This is a genomic window from Bacillus sp. EB106-07-01-XG149 (assembly GCF_058791555.1).
In genome coordinates this window covers 752,237-772,163 of record NZ_JBYTDP010000002.1, presented here as the reverse complement: position 1 = coordinate 772,163, position 19,927 = coordinate 752,237, and the positions used below count along the sequence as shown (strand labels likewise).

The window sequence follows — 19,927 nt, the reverse complement described above, 5'->3', positions numbered from 1 at the left end:
TAATGGAAAACCTGCTTTTTTTATTACATGTTATTTTTTATGTGTTGTAATACTAATTCAGCTACTGGACCACCTGAAGCTGGGTTTTGACCAGTTATAACACGATTATCTTCTACAGCGTAAGCTTCCCAAGGTTGCGCGGCTTTTTCGTAAAGCCCTCCATTTTTAATGAGTTCATCTTCTGTTAAAAATGGAACGAATTGATCCAATTCAACTAGTTTTTCTTCTTCATTTGAGAATCCTGTTACTTTTTTACCACTAATTAAGCGTTCCCCATTATTTAATGTGATATGAAATAAACCAGCAGCTCCGTGACAAACAGAGGAGACGATTCCGCCATTTTCATAAATGTTGCGGCTAATCATTTGAAGTTCTTTATTTTCTGGGAAGTCCCAAATTACACCGTGACCGCCTGCGTAATAAATCGCAGCGTAGTCTGCTGGATTCACTTCACTCGGTTGCATTGTAGAACCGAGACGATTCATAAATTCTTTCTTTTGATACCATTCCCAATCGACGCTCTCCGCCATTGCTAAACTATGAGGATCAATCGGTGTATAGCCACCTTGTGGGCTGACATAATCTACTGTGTAACCAGCTTCTTCAACTTTTTTAACGAAATGGACAGCTTCACCAAGCCAAAGCCCAGTCGCTCTATTTAAATTTGGATATTTTTCTACGCTCGTTAATACAACTAACATTTTTTTCTTCATCATAATCCTCCTATAATGTTTCTTCTATATAAAAGTTCTTTATTTACTTAATTTTATTAAGTTAGAAATTGCAAATTTGAATAACCATGTCAGTCCTCCTTATATCGGATTCGAAATTAGTGTATAACAATCTTTGAACAAAGTAAACCAAAAAGACGAAATTGGTTTACTTTGTATATTTTTCGTTGACAAACTGTAATGCTGAAACTATGATAGTTCCATGAATATCGAACAATATACATGCTTCGTTTCGAATTCAGTTTGTCGCGCGATAAATTTATACATTTGATGAAGTTGTTTAGTTGTGATAGCGGAGCTAAACAACCTTACCCCGCTATTTGCTGGGCAGTAAGATCCCGATTGGTGAAGGCTAATAATCAGCGGTGGATGAAGCCCCCGTTAATTAAAGTTTCACTTTATTTTTCATTTACAGTTACTACAATCAGGAGAGGTGTTACACATGGGGAGAGATATAAGTAACCATTCAAAATGGTTTGTTTTCACATTATGTTTTATCGTTTTATTAGGACCGATGAATGCGGTTTTATTTAATGTAGCGTTAGAGGATATGGCGAACGATTTATCCATTAGTCAATCGAAAGTAAGTTGGGTTGTAGTAGGGTATTCCTTAGTTGTCGGTATTGGTTCGATGATCTACGGGAAGTTGGCTGATCGTTATAGTGTAAAAAAACTATTAATTATTTCAATTATCATATTTGTAGCGGGTTCTATTATTGGATTTATGAATCAATCTTATGCGATTACCATTCTTGCAAGATTAGTGCAGGCGAGTGGGGGCGCGGCGTTTATTGCGCTTAGTATGATTGCAGTGGCAAAATTAGTTGTTCCTGATAAGAAGCCTGGTGCATTAGCGATGATTAGTTCTTCTATTGCATTAGCGATAGGTATTGGTCCTTTAGTTGGCGGGGCTATTACAAATACATTGGGGTGGCCATATTTATTTTTATTTATGGTTATTTCAGTAGTTGGGATTTTCTTGCTTATAAAATTTATGCCAGAAGAAGCGCAGCATACGGATGAAGCGTTTCATTTTGATTACATTGGAGCGGTGTTATTATTTGCGTTCATTACGACTGTTTTATTAGGTGTAAATATTAATAGTTGGCTATTTATGTTATCGGTAGCTTTCTTATTTTTATTCACGGTTCGTATGAAGAACGCGGAGCATCCATTTATTGATATTGAGTTGTTTACAAATAAACCATTTCTTCGTTTAATAGCGGTCGGATTTATAATGAATGTGGCGCTATGTGCTAGTTTATTATTATTACCATTGCTGTTAGGCAGAGAGCACGGATTGTCTCCATTTGTTATCGGAATTGTTTTGTTTGTTGCATCACTTTTTGGTATTGTATCTAGTTTTATTACTGGAAAGATTGTCCCTTCGTTTGGAAATGTGAATATGATTTATGTAGCGTCTGTCATTATGATCGTTGGCTTTTTAATTTTGGGGTTTATTCCGAATGGGAACATAGTCGTTATTGTAGTGGCAATTATTTTAACATTTATGAGTTATTCAGCTATTCAAGTATCATTAAACACATTTATACCGAAAACATTACATCCAGCTAAAGTTGGAGTCGGTCTTGGTTTATATAATTTAATTAATTTTTTCGGTATGGCATTTGGACCAGCTGTAGCGAGCAAAACTATGGAATCTACAAATAGTTATCGTTTGAATTTTATTTTAATCGTCATTTTAATCTCTGCTCATTTCTTCTTATTAATAGGAATGTCTTCTTTCCCAAAAAAGATGGAGCAATAAAGTGAAACTTTAATTAGTTAAACCAATCGGGCTTTTACGGGCAGCCCGATCCCCACCTAACTTCTTTGCTTTCGCTGAATTTTGAGGTGGGGTCTTACTGCCCGGCAAATAACGTGGTAAATACGCATTTTATATAGAAGAAACCGACTTTCATATAGAAGGTCGGTTATTTTTCTGTCTTGCAAATTATGAAAAAAAGGAGCAAAATAAAAAAGGTCCTAGTCTATACAGGTACAAATGAAAATTTTCATACAGAAGCAGTTTAAGTTAGCGAACTTAAAGTGTGTAAAATATAATGATAAAATAAGATGATGAATGAGAAAACGGGTGATGAAGTTGAATAGAGCAATCGGTGTTATCGATTCAGGAGTTGGCGGTTTAACAGTAGCAAAGGAATTAATTCGTCAGTTGCCGAAAGAGCGTATTATATATTTAGGGGATACGGCACGTTGCCCTTATGGTCCACGTTCTCGAGAAGAAGTGCATCAATTTACGTGGGAAATGACGGAGCATTTACTAGATTTAAATATCAAAATGTTAGTTATTGCGTGTAATACAGCAACTGCGGTTGTATTAGAAGAGATGCAGAAACAATTACCAATTCCAGTGGTAGGAGTTATTCACCCAGGATCACGTACAGCTTTAAAAGTGACAAACACGTATCATGTTGGGATTATTGGAACGATTGGAACGGTGAAAAGTGGTGCATACGAAGAAGCGCTAAAGTCTATTAATAACCGTGTTATGGTAGAAAGTTTAGCGTGTCCGCCTTTCGTTGAGCTTGTAGAGAGTGGAAATTTTGAAAGTGAAATGGCGTATGAAGTTGTACGAGAAACGTTGCAACCGCTGAAAAATACTGATATTGATACACTTATTTTAGGTTGTACACATTATCCAATTTTAGGTCCTGTTATTAAAAAAGTAATGGGAGATAAAGTACAACTAATTAGTTCAGGTGATGAAACAGCGCGCGAAGTAAGTACAATTTTATACCATAGTAAAATGTTGAATGAGGGAGAGGAACAAAGTGATCATCTCTTCTTAACGACAGGAAAAATAGGCCTATTTAAAGAAATTGCATCAAAATGGTTCGGTCAACCGATTGAAAATGTGAAACATATTCATTTAGAAAAAGAATAATAGTAGAATCCATATAAGTGAGCTCCTGAGAAATCGGGAGTTTTTTTGTTTATAGGAAGCACAGCTTGTTCTAAAAAGTGAAACAGCTCGTATACATAATAGTACAAACTTAGATTTTAGGGGGGAATGGCATGCCTAAATCCACTTTTAAATGGGTTGTTGGTGCTACTGTGAGCGCTGTTTTACTAACAGGGTGTGGCTTTATAAATCAGGAGAAAGCAACGGAACAAATTGATCCACCAAAACAAGTTACGTATACAGAGGGTGGAAAGAAAGAAGTAGCTAAGAAAGATAAGCAAGGACAAACGGTAAATAGAGAACTATACCTTGTTGATAAAAATGGCTATGTTGTACCGCAAACGTTAGCGATACCTACTCCGAAAGCAAATGAGGTCATTCAGCAAACGTTAGAGTACCTTGTGAAAGATGGGCCGGTAACGAATCTATTACCGAATGGGTTCCGTGCAGTCATTCCAGCGAATACATCGATGACACTAGATTTGAAAAAAGATGGGACGGCAGTCATTGATTTCTCTAAAGAAATGAAAAACTATGCAAAAGAGGAAGAGCGTCAGATGGTTGAGTCAATAGCCTGGACGTTGACGCAATTTAAAGAAATAAAACAAGTGCAGTTCCAAATAAATGGTGAGAAATTGGCGAAGATGCCTGTTGGTGGTACACCACTTGGTGAAGGGGTGAGCCGTGCTAATGGTATCAACTTCGATGATGAACAAGTAGCGGATGTAACAAATACAAAACCTGTTACACTTTATTTTATGGCACAAAATAATAATAAGCAGCAATACTACGTACCAGTAACACGCCGCGTTGTAGAAGGAAAAGAAAATGATTATGCAGCAATTATAGATGAACTTGTAAAAGGACCGATTCATCAATCGCTTCTGAATGATTTTAATCCAGGAGTTAAGTTGATTACGAATCCGAAGTTACAAGATGGAAATCTTACATTAAACTTTAATGAAAATATATTTATAAACCCAGATAAAAATATGGTTTCAAATTACGTATTGAAGTCGTTAGTTTTATCTTTAACAGAAAAGAAAGGCGTGAAAAGTGTTTCTATTGAAGTAAATGGTAAAGCGAATCTTATAGATGAAAAGGGCGGAAAGTTAATAAAACCTGTCGATCGTCCAGAAAACGTGAATACAGGTAGTTTTTAATCTTCAATAATTTGATATACTTAAGTAAGAAAGGGGAATTGCTTTTTTGGTTCCCCTTCTTTTATTGTATACATATCATACATTTAAATTTGGCTATACTAACAAGTAGTTATGAGGAGGTTATTTTTATGCGAGTAGATGGTAGAGAGAAAACAGAATTACGCCATATACATATTCATACGAATTATTTAAAAAATCCAGAAGGGTCAGTATTAATTGAAGTTGGGGATACAAAGGTAATTTGCTCAGCGACAATTGAAGAGCGTGTCCCACCGTTTATGCGTGGAGAAGGAAAGGGCTGGGTAACAGCTGAATATGCGATGATTCCACGTGCAACAGAACAACGTACAATTAGGGAATCAAGTAAAGGGAAAGTAACAGGACGTACAATGGAAATCCAGCGCTTAATTGGACGAGCTTTACGTGCGGTAGTTGACCTAGAAGCACTTGGTGAAAGAACAGTTTGGATCGATTGTGATGTTATTCAAGCGGATGGTGGAACGAGAACTGCTTCTATTACAGGTGCATATGTAGCAATGGTATTAGCGTTCGAGAAGTTATTACAAGCAGAAAAAGTATCTAAAATTCCAGTAAAAGATTATTTAGCAGCAACGTCAGTAGGAATTGTTGAAGAGCAAGGTGTTGTTTTAGATTTAAACTATGTAGAAGATTCTAAAGCAGACGTTGATATGAACGTGATTATGACTGGAAAAGGCCAGTTTGTTGAAGTGCAAGGAACTGGAGAAGAAGCGACGTTTAGCAGAGCGCAGTTAAATGAATTGCTTGATGCTGCGGAACAAGGCATCTTCCAACTGATTGACATGCAAAAAGAAGCGTTAGGTGACATCGTATCTCATATAGAGTAGAGGTGGAAAGTATGAAACAAGTTGTTGTAGCGACAAAAAATATGGGGAAAGTACGTGAATTTGCTGAGTTATTTGAGCGATTTGATTTAGAAGTAAAATCATTACACGATTTTCCTCATATTGAAGAAGTCGAAGAAACTGGTGAAACATTTGAAGAAAATGCGATCTTAAAAGCGGATAGTCTGAGTAGACAGCTGAATGCGATCGTAATCGCAGATGATTCAGGTCTTATTGTAGATGCTTTAAATGGAAAACCAGGCGTGTATTCAGCTCGTTTTGCTGGAGAGCCGAAAGATGATCAAGCGAATATTGATAAAGTGTTACAAGAATTAAATGATGTAGCGTTTGATAAGCGTAAAGCTCGCTTCTACTGTGCATTAGCAGTGGCTTTCCCTGAAGGTGATAAAAAGCCTGTTATTGTAAACGGGACGTGCGAAGGGTATATTTTAGAACAGCGCCGCGGAGAAAACGGCTTTGGATATGATCCGATTTTTTATGTGGAAGAATATAAAAAAGCGATGGCGGAACTAAGCTCGGATGAGAAAAATGCCATTAGCCACCGCGGACGTGCTCTTCGTAAATTAGAAGAAAAAATCCCAGAATGGTTTTTAGGAGAATAAGGGAGAGAGATTGATGAAAGCTTTAATCGTAAGCGATAGTCATAGCTCTGTGAAGGAATTACAGCAGTTGAAAGAGAAATATGAAGGAAAAGTAGATGTCATGATTCATTGCGGTGATTCAGAGCTAACGCCTGCTCATGAAGAGCTGCAAGGTTTCCATGTTGTAAAAGGGAACTGTGATTATGCTAACTTTCAAGACGAAATTGTAACTGATGTAGATGGCATTCGTTTCGTAGTTGTGCACGGACATCGTCATAACGTGAAAATGACATTACAAACATTAGCGTACCACGCAGAAGAGGTAGGGGCGCAAGTTGCATGCTTCGGACACTCTCACGTATTAGGTGCAGAATTAATCGACGGCGTTTTATTTATTAATCCAGGCAGCATTTTATTACCACGTCAGCGTGTAGAAAAGACATTTGCTTTATTAGAAATGGATGAAAATCAAATGGAAGTTCGTTTTGAAACATTAGACGGACAACTAGTTGAACAAGCAGTTTTTAAAAGAGGATAAGAAAAATTATCCTCTTTTAAAAAAGGTGTTGACTTTATGTATGGTTATACATATAATAAATATTGTCGATAGGGCAACGGCGCTAACGAAGAAAAATAAAATAACATATGCGGGTGTAGTTTAGTGGTAAAACAAGAGCCTTCCAAGCTCTGGTCGAGAGTTCGATTCTCTTCACCCGCTCCATGTCCCAGTAGCTCAGCCGGATAGAGCATACGCCTTCTAAGCGTACGGTCGGGAGTTCGAATCTCTCCTGGGACGCTAATGAAACCTTTGCGGTGACGTCAAAGTCCGCAATATATAAGCTCTCTAATTCGTAAGTTGAATCGTACAATGTGCGGTCGCTAACGAGTTAGGGGGCTTATTTTTTTATGTCAAAAAGACGTGATTCATTAACGATTAGTGAGGACTTATCGAATGTTTTTGGCGATAGATTGAAAAGCAATCAGCGAAAGAAAGTATCCGCAGAGGATCGTTATAAATTTAATTTAACAATCGAGAAAGTCCTCGAAATAGTTGTATGTCAAATGAAGGCGACAGGCTTACGTGAGCGCACGATAAATGACTACTATTTACACGTAACAGATACGCAATACTTAGAAGAATTAAACGTTATTCATATTTACCAACTTCCTTAGTTGTTGCCGCTATTACAAGTTTATTAACACTATATAATACAGCTGGTATAAGTAAGGTGGCTATAATTGTAGTCAATGCAGGTGTAAATTTGCCTGTTGTCTCTATTGTTAGTCCGTCAAACATTTTCGTTGTTCAATCCTTTCAAAGTTAAAGTTAGATAAAAAAGAACGCTGTCCTAAGAATAGGTAAGCGTCCTATGTTTTTAATAAATCAACCTGTATCACCATCAGCTAAACCTTGTATAATATTAATAGCTGTTTGAGTGTTAACTGAAGTATGTGTGCCTATCGTTACAATTGTAATCAATAGCATTCCTAATAATACTTTCTTCACTTTAACGCCTCCTTTTTAAAAATTTCTTTTTTAGCTTCATAACTTAAATAGAAATATTTACTTCCTTGTTCAAAGTTTCCTTCGTTATGAAATTGGACTGCTACTGCTTCCGTGTATTCTTGAACATACTCCCATAATCTTTCGTTTTTAAAGTAGTTCATTCCTGCTAGCATAGCTTGTTCTAATTTTTCGGCAGTAACTTTTTTATTTATTTTTCTTAGAATTGTAAAGCGGTATTGATATTCTTGATTTCCTAATTCATTGCAGATAGTTAAACCTTTTTCAATGAGTTGAGATGCAATTTCTTCTTCACCTAGCTTGACGTGTTCCTTGGCTTTAACAAAAATAGCTTTATAATTATGAGGTTTCTTTTCAACAACTTCTGAAAGGTATCGAATTGCCGAAATAGAGAGATTTTGACTCGCATACATTAAGCCTAAATTATGACGAACTAGTAAGATTGCTTTCTCATTTTTTTGCTTTTGGAATGTGTTCATTGCAGTAACAAAGTATTCTTCAGCCAGTTCAAATTCTCTTAAATGCGTACAAGCTAATCCTAATAAATTATCGCAATAGGCTGTTTTTAATTCATAGCTTTCATGTTTAGAAAATATGTCCCTAGCTTTTGTACCATGCTTAATGGCTAAAAGTGCTTGATAAATATGATAATGATATGTTGCTAAGTTATAATGAAATTCTGCTTTTTCAAGTTCATCAGGAATGTGTTTAAGTAAAATTGCTGCTTTATCATAATGTTCTTTAGCAAGGCTATAATTACCGATTGCGTTAGAATGAATAGCCTTATAAAAATGGTAGTAGTAAGATAAAAAGTTATCTGTGGGAATATTAAAAGATTCAATTTTATCAAAGCTATTTTTTGAAATGCTTAAATTATCCACTAAATATTTATAACCGAAATCTAAAAGGTAATAGTAGAGTAACAATTTTGGGTCTGCTTCGTTAGTGTGAATGATAGAATTAATTTCTTCTTTTAAACAATGGGCATTATCTATATTACGTGAACGTATTTCTTGATACCATTCGTTAAGTAGTTTTGAAATTTGTCCATTCCCCTTTATTAGAACGTCCATGAAATCCCCTCCCTTTTTGAATATTCTTATAAATAATAATAGCAAGAATAGAATTTGATGGAAATTGAATTTCAATATTTCTCAACATTTGTGTAACAATTTTATTTTCAATTATGTAACTAATTGCATTCATTCTCCCTGTTAGTAATTTCAAATATTTGGCACAGTGAAATAACAAGACATGGTATAATTTTCTTATAAAATACTTTATAAAGAAGGAGGGGCAATGCATGAGTTTAAATATGTATTTGGGAGAAGTACAAAGCCAAACTCATAGCATAAACGCTGTATGTTCCGCTACCATTCAAGGTATGGAACAAGCCATTCAGTCGATTGATGCTTTTACAAGCGATACCTGTTCTACAAGGGCAAACTTACGATAGTGCAAAAGCATTCTTCGCAGAAACTTTTCGTCCTTTAGCACAAGGAATCATTTATTTATGTGAAGAATTAATCCGTCAGAATGATGCCTTTCCAAATCAATTTCAATCACAAGTCGCTTCCACAGATATAGTTGAACAAGAATTGTTAGAACAAATTCGAGAGATTGACAGAATGACAAGTACAGAAGCACTCAATCAAGCTATGCCAATCTCGGGCATGGAAGCTATGGTAAATCTTTTTATTGAGATGCGGCGTAAAATTCAGGAAAAATTAGAACATCTATATGAATTTAATCGAACGTCTAGTAATAATTACGCAACAGCACTTCAACTAGCCGCTAGTATTGCAACAGGTCTTGCAGAAGTACAAAGTGGAAAAGGATTTAGTCCTGCAAGTGGTACATTTAGTACGAAAGAATTAAATATGGAGTGGGTGGCTTCTATTCAAGCGATTGCAGAAGATAGGAATCGTCAGGCTGATAATTCAATTGAAGAAGGTGCAATGTGTGGCAAACCAAAATCTGATTTAGAGAAAGCTTGGGATGGTCTTTATGATGGTGCAGGAAAAGGTGTTGGAGATGCTTGGGAAGGATTTAAAGCGTTAGGTGACGGTGAAACATGGTCAGACATGTGGGGTGCTGTTGTCAATTATGATGAGACTCTTCCTGCTATGTGGAACGCTTTCTCGGATTCTTTTATGAATGACGTTTGGCATGGAGATGTCGAAAGTGGATTCCGCTGGGGTTCTTATTTAGTAACATCAGTCGGTCTAGGGTTACTTGGTGGGAAAGGTCTTGATAAGGCTTTTAAACTTGCTAGAGGAGCAAACATGTACAAAGTAACTGAAGCTTTTCCACCACGTTTACAACCTGCTTTTGCAGGTGGTGGTTTAACTGGCGAAGCTATACTTAGTACATTGCCATCATCAGGACACTGGGGAAATTATTTAAGTAGCTATTTCATGTTTGCTAGACCTTCATGGAGAGAGTCTGAAAATGAGATTGGTGGGATACATCCTGATTATGATGACCAAGTTGCTTTTAAGGATAGAGAGGTAGTTTCTAAATACACAAAAGGTAGTACTAGACCTGATTTTTATATAGAGGGTCATAGTATAGAAGTGAAAAATTATGACTTGTCCACTAAATCAAGGAGAACTAATTTAGTAAATACAATTGTTAAACAAGTAAATGATAGAGCCATTCACTTGCCTGAAGGCACAAAGCAAACTATCATTATAGATACAAGAGGACAAACTGTTTCTAGTGACATTCTGAGGGAAATTAGAGCAGAAATACATAAAAAAGCTAATACATTACCTGAAATAAAATTTATTAAAAAGGACTGATGAAAATGGCAGTTGGATTTTCTGTAGACATATTTTTCTATGAGGCAGGACACCCTGACTTTTTACACAGCTTTTTCTCAACAATCTCTTATCATACTGAACCTGAGGGATGGGGAACTAAATATCCTCTACTAATGAAAGACTTATATTTTGATAAATTAAAGTGGCAAGATGTCCCTGAGGCTTTGAAAAATGTAGAAGAAATCAGAGAAACATTGAGTGAAATACCTCCATCAGAGGTAATATGGGATATTGAGGACTTAACTAAAAGACCACCTTGGGGAGATAAAATTCCTTCTAAAATAACTAACTTAGCAAACTACCATTCTATTCAAGGGACAGACTTTCTTACTTTGTTAAAAAATGCCCTAAAGGAGTCGGAGGATTGCAAATCAGATGTGAAAGTTGAGAAGTTAGGTAAATAATTTCCTTAGATACCTTGGAAAAATTCTGAGGTGTTTTTGTTTTGAAAAAGGGAGTGGATTGGTATCTATTTTACTCCAATAAAAATAGATAAAATATTCGATATTTTATCTAAAAATAATTAATCTATCATTTTTATTCATTCAAATTATATTAGAGGTAGCGTCCCGAGAATGAGGATTTACAACGTTAAGATATTTGAGACAAGTTATATGAGATATTACGAAGCCTTTATTCTTAATAATTGTTTTTTATCTCAATAGGGTTTACTCTACGCTATTGGAACGAACTAAGAACAATGAACAGATTACAAAATTGCTAAATGATTGGTATGTAGAACTTCGTACAAGACGCATAGGGGATATAAAGAGAGGGAATTGGAGATGATAGTAGGATTTTGGGGGAGATGTTATTTTTTATGAAGTAGATCATCTTGATTTATTACACAGCTTTTTTTAACGATGTCTTACCATACAGAACCTGAAGGTTGAGGGACAAAATATCCTTTACGTATGAAGGATTGGTCCTTTAAAAAAATTAAGTTGGGAAGATGTAAAAGAAGCAAAAAGTAGAATTTTAACAAATGGTCAGTTGATCGAAAAAATGAACGATTCAACAAACAGATTATACTAGTGTTTGTATATTTTGGTTAAAGACGGATCGGGAGTTCGAATCTCTCCTGGGACGCTAAAAAAATTGATGTATGCGCAAGAGGTGTAAAAAATATAAAGTAACATATGATAATTATTATATACAACAGATTAAAGTGCATTAAGAAAAGAGCGCCATTTATGCGCCCTATTTCTCTTGTTTAATTTAAAGAATCAATAGGCTTATGAAGGAACTTAAATCCATATCTGTATTATCCCAATTGTTCACTTAGAATGTTATAAAACTTTTTACCATTCTAGTAAGATTGAGCACCGTTATCGGAATTTATCCCCGACAGTGTGTTACAATTAATAGAAGCGGAAAACGAGAATCTCCAATTGACTGGACTTGTGATTGGTTGGACAGTTTAAGAAGGTTGTATAAAAAAGGGAGATGGCGCAAAGATGGCGAGATCAAATGAGAATGATTTAACGGAGAAATTGGCAGAAGGTCACCGGAAATATGGTGATGGCAACTTTACAGTACAGAACATCGGTGATGAAACTAACCCAGATTGGACTGTCATAAAAAATGTGAGGAAGGGATCGGCAGGCATTCGTGAAGGAGAAGATATATTAAGACTGCGATCAAAATATATAAAATAGTACGAAAATGAGCGGGCCGAGAGTTCGAACCTCTCCTGGGACGTTAAAAAAACCTTGATATCTTTTGATAACAAGGTTTTTTGTTTGTTTTAAATTAGTTATTAATAAATTTGTCAAAGACAAAACCATAATCTTTCACGTTATATTGTTTCTTCGTATCAACGAGCCAGTTAAAGGCGATCTCGTTCATTTCTTTAAATTGTTCTGCTAAATTTACTTGTGCGTTTGAAATACGGCTGAAAGCGTTAGATGCCATATCTAGACTTTTATGTGCATACTGCAATGTAATATCGTTGTCGTATGAAATTTCTTCTATTTTAAGTAAAGCCTTATATAAATCTTTTAATTCTTCAATATGTTTTTTATGAACATCAATTGAATAATGCTCATCTCCCATTTGAAACTTAATTTCTACATCTAAATCAATTGTTCCCGCAGTTTCAAGTGCTACATTTTTAATTTGATATTTACTATAGCTAAAGCGGCGTAGTGTGCGTTTTTTACTTGTCGCACTTGTACCATCTAGGTGGAGTAATCCTTTGTTTGTGAAACAATATTCATCTGATTTTGATTTAATTAGAAAATAAATTTTCTCCCCATCTTCATGCATCACGTAATCATCAGCATCAACTTTATCGTAATCTTTCGGTGTGATGACAGAACCTACATCGCTTAGTCCTAATACATCTGCAGCCATTTTCTTAAACATATAGAATCCCCCTTGTAAATTAAATTCTTAATTGTATAAAAATATATTAACACGATTTCAATAAAGTGTTTTCATATAATTAAAAACATTTGAAGGTAAGTTAAGAAAAGTAACGAATGATTATTTCAACCCTAAGTTATTTAGTAAATCTATTAGTTTAAGAGTGGATTCTCCGAAAAATAATCAAGAGAAAAAAGTTAATTTTGCAAATAATTATAGAGAAATTCCGTGAAAACCTCTCAAGTAATATGAGGTTTTTTTCTATCCATTTTGAAATCTTACAATTCTGTAAGGTAACTGTAAGGAAGTTCGATGGTAACAAATTGCTAATCCTCTATAATGAAGGTAACAACGATAAAACGAGGAGGAAGAAATGATGAAAGGGTTAATCGTAACGGGTTTAACAGTTGCTTTTGGATTTGTAGCGTATGAGAAATTAACGTATGTAGTTGATGTTGTAAAACATTTAATCGCTTAGTAAAAAAAACTGCCATGAGAGGGAAAGGGAATGAGTGAATGAATGGAATGGTTATTTGGAATTATAGGTACTTGTAGTGTAGTGTTATTGTTCTTTGTCCCGAGTGGTATACTTAGTTCGACAACGAGTTTGTTCTTCTTAAGTTTGTTTGCTTGTACGATGCTTATTATTATGTTTTTAATGAAGCGAAGTAAACCAATCTTCTATTTTAGCATGATTGTTATGGCAATTATTGTTCTCCAAATTATTACCCTTGTTATATACCCCACTATTATAAAAGCTTTCCATTAATGATGAATCCTCTGCTTTAATTGCTGAGGATTTTTATTTGCACATTTTTAATTTTTAGTAAGGATTTGTTTATATTGAAATATAAAAATTAAATATTTTCATATTTCAAACAAAGGGTTTTGGGATGTTGTGTTCTTATTACTCATTTGATATTATTTACTTTAAAGATAATTAAAATCTAGAAAAAGAGGCGGACGTATGGATAAAAAAGAAAATACGGTCGTATTGTTTCCACAACTATCAGAGCGATATATTGATGAAGGTTTTTTAGCACTGAAAGAGCGGAAATTCGAAGATGCATTGCGCTGCTTTGAAATATTACGTCAGTATAATGCAGAAACGGAACAAACGGAACTCGCTTCTGTTATTTGTTTGTTAGAATTAAAACATATGGAAGAAGCGAAAGACAAATGTGAACAGTTACTTGAAACAGGAGCTGTATTATTTGGTGATATTCTTGAAACATATGTGACGATTTTAGTTCAAACAAATGATTATGAAGGTGTCATTGAAATCGTTGAAAAGGTTTTGCAAACGAAAGATGTAATGCCTGAGCAAAAGGAAAAATTAGCACAGCTCGCTTTATTTGCAGAAGGTATGTTAAGTGAAGTAGATACGTCACTAGTCGATTCGAATTTTGAATTGGATGAGTTTACTAATGAAATGTTTGGAGAAAACTTTGGACAAAAGCTAAGAGCGATTCAGCAACTTTCGTTAAAAGACTTGGATCTTGCATTACCTATTTTAAAGAAATTTTTAATAGACGAAAAACAGCACCCTTATTTGAAAACTTCTATTTTATATAAAATGATAGAAAATCAAATAGAAGAAGAGATAGAGGTGGAAAAGTTTGGGAATACAATCAAGGTGATTCCAGCATTTACAGGTCATAATGAGGAGCAATCCGATAACATTATACATACACTATCAAGCCGATTAGAGCAAAATTATCCCGATATATTTGATGCTATGGTTACATATTGGAAAGAATTGCGAATTAGCGTTTTCCCATTCGCTCTATTAATGGATAAAGTGGAGATTTGGGCTGCTGTTTTAGAGAGAATTGGAAGAAAGCGTTTCGGATTGACTATTGATGAAGAAGAGCTTATGACAGCGTATAATATTGAATTAGAAGAGTTTCATATTGCCTATCAATGGTTATTACGTGTTGAAAGAGAAGGATATTTGCCCGTATAATTATGAAAAAGAATCGTTCGGTTCTTGAAACGAGCATATTCTATGTTATAATGTAAGGGTTGCAAAAGGCAGAAATCTGCCTGTTTGTAAGAGAAGAGAAGTGTAATTCTCTTACTTAATATGTTTCATATTATTCTCGAACAAAATATACCGTAGTTGTCTTTTAGACAATTAGTAGATTGGAACATTATATCTGAAAGCTTTTGCTAGAGGATTATTTGTACTTTTGTTATTTCAAAAAAGAGATAATGAAGATTTTAATCTATAGAGGTATGTGCATACATTATTATAGTTGGAGGGAAAGAATAAATGGCTGCAAAATGGGAAAAATTAGAAGGTAACGTAGGCGTTTTAACAATCGAAGTTGATGCTAAAGAAGTAAACAACTCTATCGACGCTGCGTTCAAAAAAGTAGTACAAACAATCAACGTACCAGGTTTCCGTAAAGGGAAAATGCCTCGTCCGTTATTCGAACAACGCTTTGGTATCGAATCTTTATACCAAGATGCTTTAGATATCATCTTACCAAAAGCATACGGTGAAGCGATCGATGAAGCTGGTATCTTCCCAGTTGATCATCCTGAAATCAACATCGAGAAGTTCGAAAAAAATGCTAACCTTATCTTCACTGCAAAAGTTACAGTGAAACCTGAAGTTAAATTAGGTGAGTACAAAGGTTTAGCAGTAGAAAAAGTTGAAACAACTGTAACTGACGAAGATGTAGAGAACGAATTAAAATCTTTACAAGAGCGTCAAGCTGAACTAGTTGTTAAAGAAGAAGGAACTGTTGAAAACGGTGATACAGCTGTAATCGACTTCGAAGGTTTCGTTGATGGCGAAGCATTTGAAGGCGGAAAAGGCGAAAACTATTCTCTTGCAATCGGTTCTGGTACTTTCATCCCTGGTTTCGAAGAGCAAGTAATTGGTCTTAAATCTGGTGATTCTAAAGAAGTTGAAGTATCATTCCCAGAAGAGTACCACGCTGCTGAATTAGCTGGTAAACCAGCTACATTCAAAGTAACAATTCACGAAATCAAAACAAAAGAACTTCCTGAGTTAAACGACGAGTTCGCTAAAGAAGCTGACGAAGAAGTTGCAACTCTTGATGAATTAAAAACAAAACTTCGTACAAACTTAGAAGAAGGCAAAAAGCACGAAGCTGAGCACAAAGTGCGTGACGAAGTAGTAGAATTAGCTGCTGCTAACGCTGAAATCGAGATTCCAGAAGCTATGATCGACACTGAGTTAGATCGTATGGTTCGTGAATTCGAGCAACGTTTAAGCCAACAAGGTATGAACCTTGAGCTTTACTACCAATTCACAGGTACTGACGCTGACAAGTTAAAAGAGCAAATGAAAGAAGACGCTCAAAAACGCGTAAGAATCAATCTTGTTCTTGAAGCTATCATTGAAGCTGAAAACATCGAAGTTACTGAAGAAGAAGTAACTGCAGAAGTTGAAAAAATGGCTGAAATGTACGGTATGCCAGTAGACGCTATCAAGCAAGCTCTTGGAAGCGTAGACGCTTTATCTGAAGACCTTAAAGTGCGTAAAGCTGTAGACTTCTTAGTAGACAACGCTGCATAATAAAATAACAAGGCGCGATTTTAATCGTGCCTTGTTTTATAAATATAGAAATATATTTATAAAACTTTTCGATGAAGAAGGAAAACTTCCTTTACAAGTCGAATATACATATTTCAAAAGTTTTAAAATTTTTTTATTTGTACATAACTAGTCATATTATTTGTATTTCTCGCCACGTAGTGACATAATATGTATTTACATACGATACATTTATCGTGTACATACGAAGGCAAGAGGTTAGCACTTTGTAAGGGGTGTGAAAATATGTTTAAATTTAATGATGAAAAAGGTCAATTAAAATGTTCTTTCTGTGGTAAAACACAAACGCAAGTTCGAAAGTTAGTTGCAGGTCCAGGTGTTTACATTTGTGACGAGTGTATCGAACTTTGTACTGAAATTGTACAAGAGGAGCTTGCGAAGGACGAAGAAGTAGAATTCAAAGATGTACCGAAACCGGTAGAAATTCGTGAAATCTTAGATGAGTATGTCATCGGACAAGATAACGCGAAAAAAGCACTAGCGGTAGCGGTATATAACCATTACAAACGTATTAATTCTAACAGTAAAATTGATGATGTAGAATTAGCGAAGAGTAATATTTCACTTATTGGGCCAACTGGTAGTGGTAAAACATTATTGGCACAAACATTAGCGCGTATTTTAAATGTTCCATTTGCAATCGCGGACGCAACATCTTTAACAGAAGCTGGATATGTAGGGGAAGATGTAGAAAACATCTTACTAAAATTAATCCAAGCAGCTGATTATGATGTAGAGAAAGCGGAAAAAGGAATCATTTATATTGATGAGATTGATAAAGTGGCACGTAAGTCCGAAAATCCATCAATTACACGTGATGTATCTGGTGAAGGTGTACAGCAGGCACTTCTGAAAATTTTAGAAGGTACTGTAGCGAGCGTTCCACCTCAAGGTGGTCGTAAGCATCCGCATCAAGAGTTCATTCAAATTGATACAACGAACATCCTATTCATTTGTGGTGGAGCGTTTGATGGCATTGAGCCAATTATTAAACGTCGCCTTGGTGAGAAAGTAATTGGATTTGGTGCTGAGAAGAAAAATGCTGATGTAAATGAGAAGCATGTTTTATCTCACGTTTTACCAGAGGATCTTTTAAGATTCGGTTTAATTCCGGAGTTTATCGGTCGTCTTCCAGTTATTGCGAACCTAGAGCCGCTTGATGAAGATGCTCTTGTAGATATTTTAACGAAACCGAAAAATGCACTTGTTAAGCAATTCCAAAAATTATTGGAGCTTGACGATGTTGAGTTAGAGTTTGAAGAAGGTGCACTAGTTGAGATTGCGAAAAAAGCAATTGAACGTAAAACAGGTGCTCGTGGACTTCGTTCTATTATTGAAGGCTTAATGCTTGATGTAATGTTCGAACTTCCATCTCGCAAAGATATCGAGAAGTGTATTTTGACGAAAGAAACAGTAGCTGATAATGAACCGCCGAAATTGGTGTTACAAGACGGTACTGTACTTGATACAAAAACATCTGCATAGTGCGAAGAAGAAACAGCAATTTTTATAATTGCTGTTTTTCTTTATGTTTAGCTATGTTCCTCCGCGGAAATACTAAATGATAAAATATTGCGGGAGGAAATAAATTATGAGCTGGACAAATATATTTTTACTTGTTCAACTTGTTTTTGGTGTAATTGTCGGATTGTATTTTTGGCATTTACTTCGAAATCAGCGAACACAAAAAGTTTCAATTGATCGAGAATCGAAAAAAGAATTAGAACAGCTTCGTAAAATGCGTGAGATTTCTTTAACAGAGCCGCTTGCGGAGAAGGTACGTCCTACATCCTTTTTAGATATTGTAGGGCAAGAGGACGGGATTAAGTCGTTAAAAGCGGCTCTTTGTGGTCCGAATCCGCAACATGTAATTATATATGGTCCGCCAGGTGTCGGGAAGACAGCGGCAGCACGTCTTGTATTGGAAGAAGCGAAACGCAATCCGAAATCTCCATTTCGTACGAATGCAACATTTATCGAACTTGATGCGACGACAGCAAGATTTGATGAACGTGGTATTGCAGACCCATTAATTGGTTCAGTCCATGATCCGATTTATCAAGGGGCAGGTGCGATGGGGCAAGCGGGTATCCCACAGCCGAAAAAAGGGGCTGTAACAGATGCGCATGGTGGTATTTTGTTCATTGATGAGATTGGTGAATTACATCCAATTCAAATGAACAAAATGTTAAAGGTGTTAGAAGATCGGAAAGTATTTTTGGAAAGTGCGTACTATAGTGAAGAAAATTCGATGATTCCAACGTATATACATGATATTTTTCAAAAAGGTTTGCCAGCCGATTTTCGCTTAGTTGGGGCGACGACACGTTCGCCAGAGGAGATTCCTCCTGCTATTCGGTCACGCTGTTTAGAAGTGTTTTTCCGTGAGTTAGATACAGAAGAGATTCAAAAAGTAGCGAAGAATGCAGCTGATAAAGTGGAAATGCAAATAGGTAAAAATGGTATTGAAATGATCGGGATGTATGCAAGAAATGGACGAGAAGCGATTAACCTTGTACAAATTTCTGCTGGTATGGCAATAAATGAAGAACGTTCTTTCATTAAAGATGAAGATATAGAGTGGGTTGTTCACTCTAGTCAACTTACACCGAAATATGAAAAACGTATTTATCCTATTCCGAGAATCGGTCTTGTAAATGGACTTGCTGTATACGGACCAAATACAGGCGCGTTATTAGAAATTGAAGTAACAGCAATCAAGGCGAAAGATAAAGGATCCGTAAATGTTACCGGGATTGTGGAAGAGGAAAGTATTGGTAGTCAAACGAAATCCATTCGCCGTAAAAGTATGGCGAAAGGTTCTGTAGATAATGTATTAACAGTACTTCGTTCTCTAGATGTATTGCCAGAAGGGTACGATATACATATTAATTTTCCAGGTGGTATCCCAATTGATGGGCCTTCGGCAGGTATTGCTATGGCAACAGGTGTATATTCAGCAGTGCATCGTACGTATGTGAGTAATGAAGTAGCGATGACCGGTGAGATAAGTATACACGGGGAAGTGAAACCTATTGGTGGTGTGTACGCAAAAATAAAAGCCGCGAAAAAAGCAGGTGCTAAGAAAGTCATCATTCCTGCTGAAAACATGCAACCGTTTTTGTATACAATAAAAGGAATTGAAATCATTCCTGTTCGTAAGTTAAAAGAAGTATTTGAGCTAACATTTATGCAGGAAAATATGCATCGAGACCTTGATATACATACTACTGTAGACGAAACAGATGCACAATCAATGTGAGAATGAATGATAATAAAATTTGCCAGACTTCGTTTAAGTTTGTATGCTTAAGCGGAGTCTCTTTTCCTTTT

Annotated in this window: 17 protein-coding genes, 2 tRNA genes and 2 pseudogenes; 17 read left to right on the top strand and 4 right to left on the bottom strand. The window is 35.7% G+C overall.

Features of this window, described 5'->3' with window-relative positions; genetic code table 11:
* Positions 1–23: 23 nt before the first annotated feature.
* Positions 24–713, bottom strand: a complete 690-nt coding sequence (locus AC3WTA_RS10095; protein ID WP_000728524.1) for a type 1 glutamine amidotransferase domain-containing protein — start codon at positions 711–713, stop codon at positions 24–26.
* Positions 714–1,173: 460 nt separating this feature from the next.
* Here AC3WTA_RS10095 and AC3WTA_RS10090 point away from each other — a divergent pair, with 460 nt between their 5' ends.
* From AC3WTA_RS10090 to AC3WTA_RS10050, 9 genes and pseudogenes are all read left to right on the top strand, one after another.
* Positions 1,174–2,499 carry an MFS transporter gene (locus AC3WTA_RS10090; RefSeq protein WP_000532198.1) on the top strand — a complete coding sequence of 442 codons (1,326 nt, stop codon included), beginning with the start codon at positions 1,174–1,176 and terminating at the stop codon, positions 2,497–2,499.
* A 330-nt stretch (positions 2,500–2,829) separates the two neighbouring features.
* The gene (gene racE, locus AC3WTA_RS10085; RefSeq protein ID WP_000773993.1) at positions 2,830–3,639 is read left to right on the top strand and encodes a glutamate racemase; all 810 of its coding nucleotides are present in this window, start codon (positions 2,830–2,832) and stop codon (positions 3,637–3,639) included.
* A 131-nt stretch (positions 3,640–3,770) separates the two neighbouring features.
* Positions 3,771–4,820, top strand: a complete 1,050-nt coding sequence (gene gerM / locus AC3WTA_RS10080) for a spore germination protein GerM (protein ID WP_001126754.1) — start codon at positions 3,771–3,773, stop codon at positions 4,818–4,820.
* 128 nt (positions 4,821–4,948) lie between these two features.
* The gene (gene rph / locus AC3WTA_RS10075; RefSeq protein ID WP_001261774.1) at positions 4,949–5,686 is read left to right on the top strand and encodes a ribonuclease PH; all 738 of its coding nucleotides are present in this window, start codon (positions 4,949–4,951) and stop codon (positions 5,684–5,686) included.
* 11 nt (positions 5,687–5,697) lie between these two features.
* Complete coding sequence (locus AC3WTA_RS10070; protein ID WP_000815934.1) at positions 5,698–6,306, top strand: XTP/dITP diphosphatase; 609 nt, start codon at positions 5,698–5,700, stop codon at positions 6,304–6,306.
* 13 nt (positions 6,307–6,319) lie between these two features.
* The gene (locus tag AC3WTA_RS10065) at positions 6,320–6,823 is read left to right on the top strand and encodes a metallophosphoesterase (RefSeq protein WP_000645515.1); all 504 of its coding nucleotides are present in this window, start codon (positions 6,320–6,322) and stop codon (positions 6,821–6,823) included.
* Between the two features lie 109 nt (positions 6,824–6,932).
* Positions 6,933–7,006: transfer RNA gene (locus AC3WTA_RS10060), tRNA-Gly, on the top strand.
* 1 nt (position 7,007) lies between these two features.
* Positions 7,008–7,081 (top strand) — tRNA-Arg (locus AC3WTA_RS10055).
* Between the two features lie 110 nt (positions 7,082–7,191).
* Positions 7,192–7,449 (top strand): annotated as a pseudogene (locus AC3WTA_RS10050) (hypothetical protein); the annotation flags it as partial.
* 220 nt (positions 7,450–7,669) lie between these two features.
* Here the strand turns inward: AC3WTA_RS10050 and AC3WTA_RS10045 are convergent.
* The gene (locus tag AC3WTA_RS10045) at positions 7,670–7,792 is read right to left on the bottom strand and encodes a hypothetical protein (protein ID WP_000756801.1); all 123 of its coding nucleotides are present in this window, start codon (positions 7,790–7,792) and stop codon (positions 7,670–7,672) included.
* Complete coding sequence (locus AC3WTA_RS10040) at positions 7,789–8,883, bottom strand: response regulator aspartate phosphatase (RefSeq protein WP_000382782.1); 1,095 nt, start codon at positions 8,881–8,883, stop codon at positions 7,789–7,791. The genes AC3WTA_RS10045 and AC3WTA_RS10040 overlap by 4 nt, the downstream gene beginning before the upstream one ends.
* Before the next feature lie 230 nt (positions 8,884–9,113).
* Between AC3WTA_RS10040 and AC3WTA_RS10035 the strand changes: the two are divergent.
* The 3 genes and pseudogenes from AC3WTA_RS10035 to AC3WTA_RS10025 all read left to right on the top strand — a co-directional run bounded on the left by AC3WTA_RS10035 (position 9,114) and on the right by AC3WTA_RS10025 (position 12,293).
* Positions 9,114–10,614: pseudogene (locus tag AC3WTA_RS10035) on the top strand (T7SS effector LXG polymorphic toxin).
* Positions 10,615–10,619: 5 nt separating this feature from the next.
* Entirely contained in the window at positions 10,620–11,039 is a 420-nt protein-coding gene (locus AC3WTA_RS10030) for an Imm70 family immunity protein (protein ID WP_002096291.1), read from the top strand.
* Positions 11,040–12,092: 1,053 nt separating this feature from the next.
* Positions 12,093–12,293, top strand: a complete 201-nt coding sequence (locus tag AC3WTA_RS10025) for a hypothetical protein (protein WP_000124457.1) — start codon at positions 12,093–12,095, stop codon at positions 12,291–12,293.
* 94 nt (positions 12,294–12,387) lie between these two features.
* Here the strand turns inward: AC3WTA_RS10025 and AC3WTA_RS10020 are convergent, their stop codons facing one another.
* Positions 12,388–13,002: a PH domain-containing protein gene (locus AC3WTA_RS10020; protein ID WP_000473874.1), complete on the bottom strand. Its 615-nt coding sequence runs from the start codon at positions 13,000–13,002 to the stop codon at positions 12,388–12,390.
* Positions 13,003–13,522: 520 nt separating this feature from the next.
* On the opposite strand from AC3WTA_RS10020, the gene AC3WTA_RS10015 reads away from it, so the two are divergent.
* From AC3WTA_RS10015 to lonB, 5 genes are all read left to right on the top strand, one after another.
* A complete protein-coding gene (locus AC3WTA_RS10015; RefSeq protein WP_001983650.1) occupies positions 13,523–13,771 on the top strand; it encodes a hypothetical protein in 249 nt (82 codons plus the stop codon).
* Between the two features lie 198 nt (positions 13,772–13,969).
* Entirely contained in the window at positions 13,970–14,968 is a 999-nt protein-coding gene (locus AC3WTA_RS10010) for a hypothetical protein (protein ID WP_000358261.1), read from the top strand.
* Positions 14,969–15,277: 309 nt separating this feature from the next.
* The gene (gene tig / locus AC3WTA_RS10005; RefSeq protein ID WP_000729261.1) at positions 15,278–16,555 is read left to right on the top strand and encodes a trigger factor; all 1,278 of its coding nucleotides are present in this window, start codon (positions 15,278–15,280) and stop codon (positions 16,553–16,555) included.
* Between the two features lie 264 nt (positions 16,556–16,819).
* The gene (gene clpX, locus AC3WTA_RS10000) at positions 16,820–18,079 is read left to right on the top strand and encodes an ATP-dependent protease ATP-binding subunit ClpX (RefSeq protein ID WP_000472285.1); all 1,260 of its coding nucleotides are present in this window, start codon (positions 16,820–16,822) and stop codon (positions 18,077–18,079) included.
* 106 nt (positions 18,080–18,185) lie between these two features.
* A complete protein-coding gene (gene lonB, locus AC3WTA_RS09995; RefSeq protein ID WP_000119165.1) occupies positions 18,186–19,856 on the top strand; it encodes an ATP-dependent protease LonB in 1,671 nt (556 codons plus the stop codon).
* The last annotated feature ends 71 nt before the right edge of the window (positions 19,857–19,927 follow it).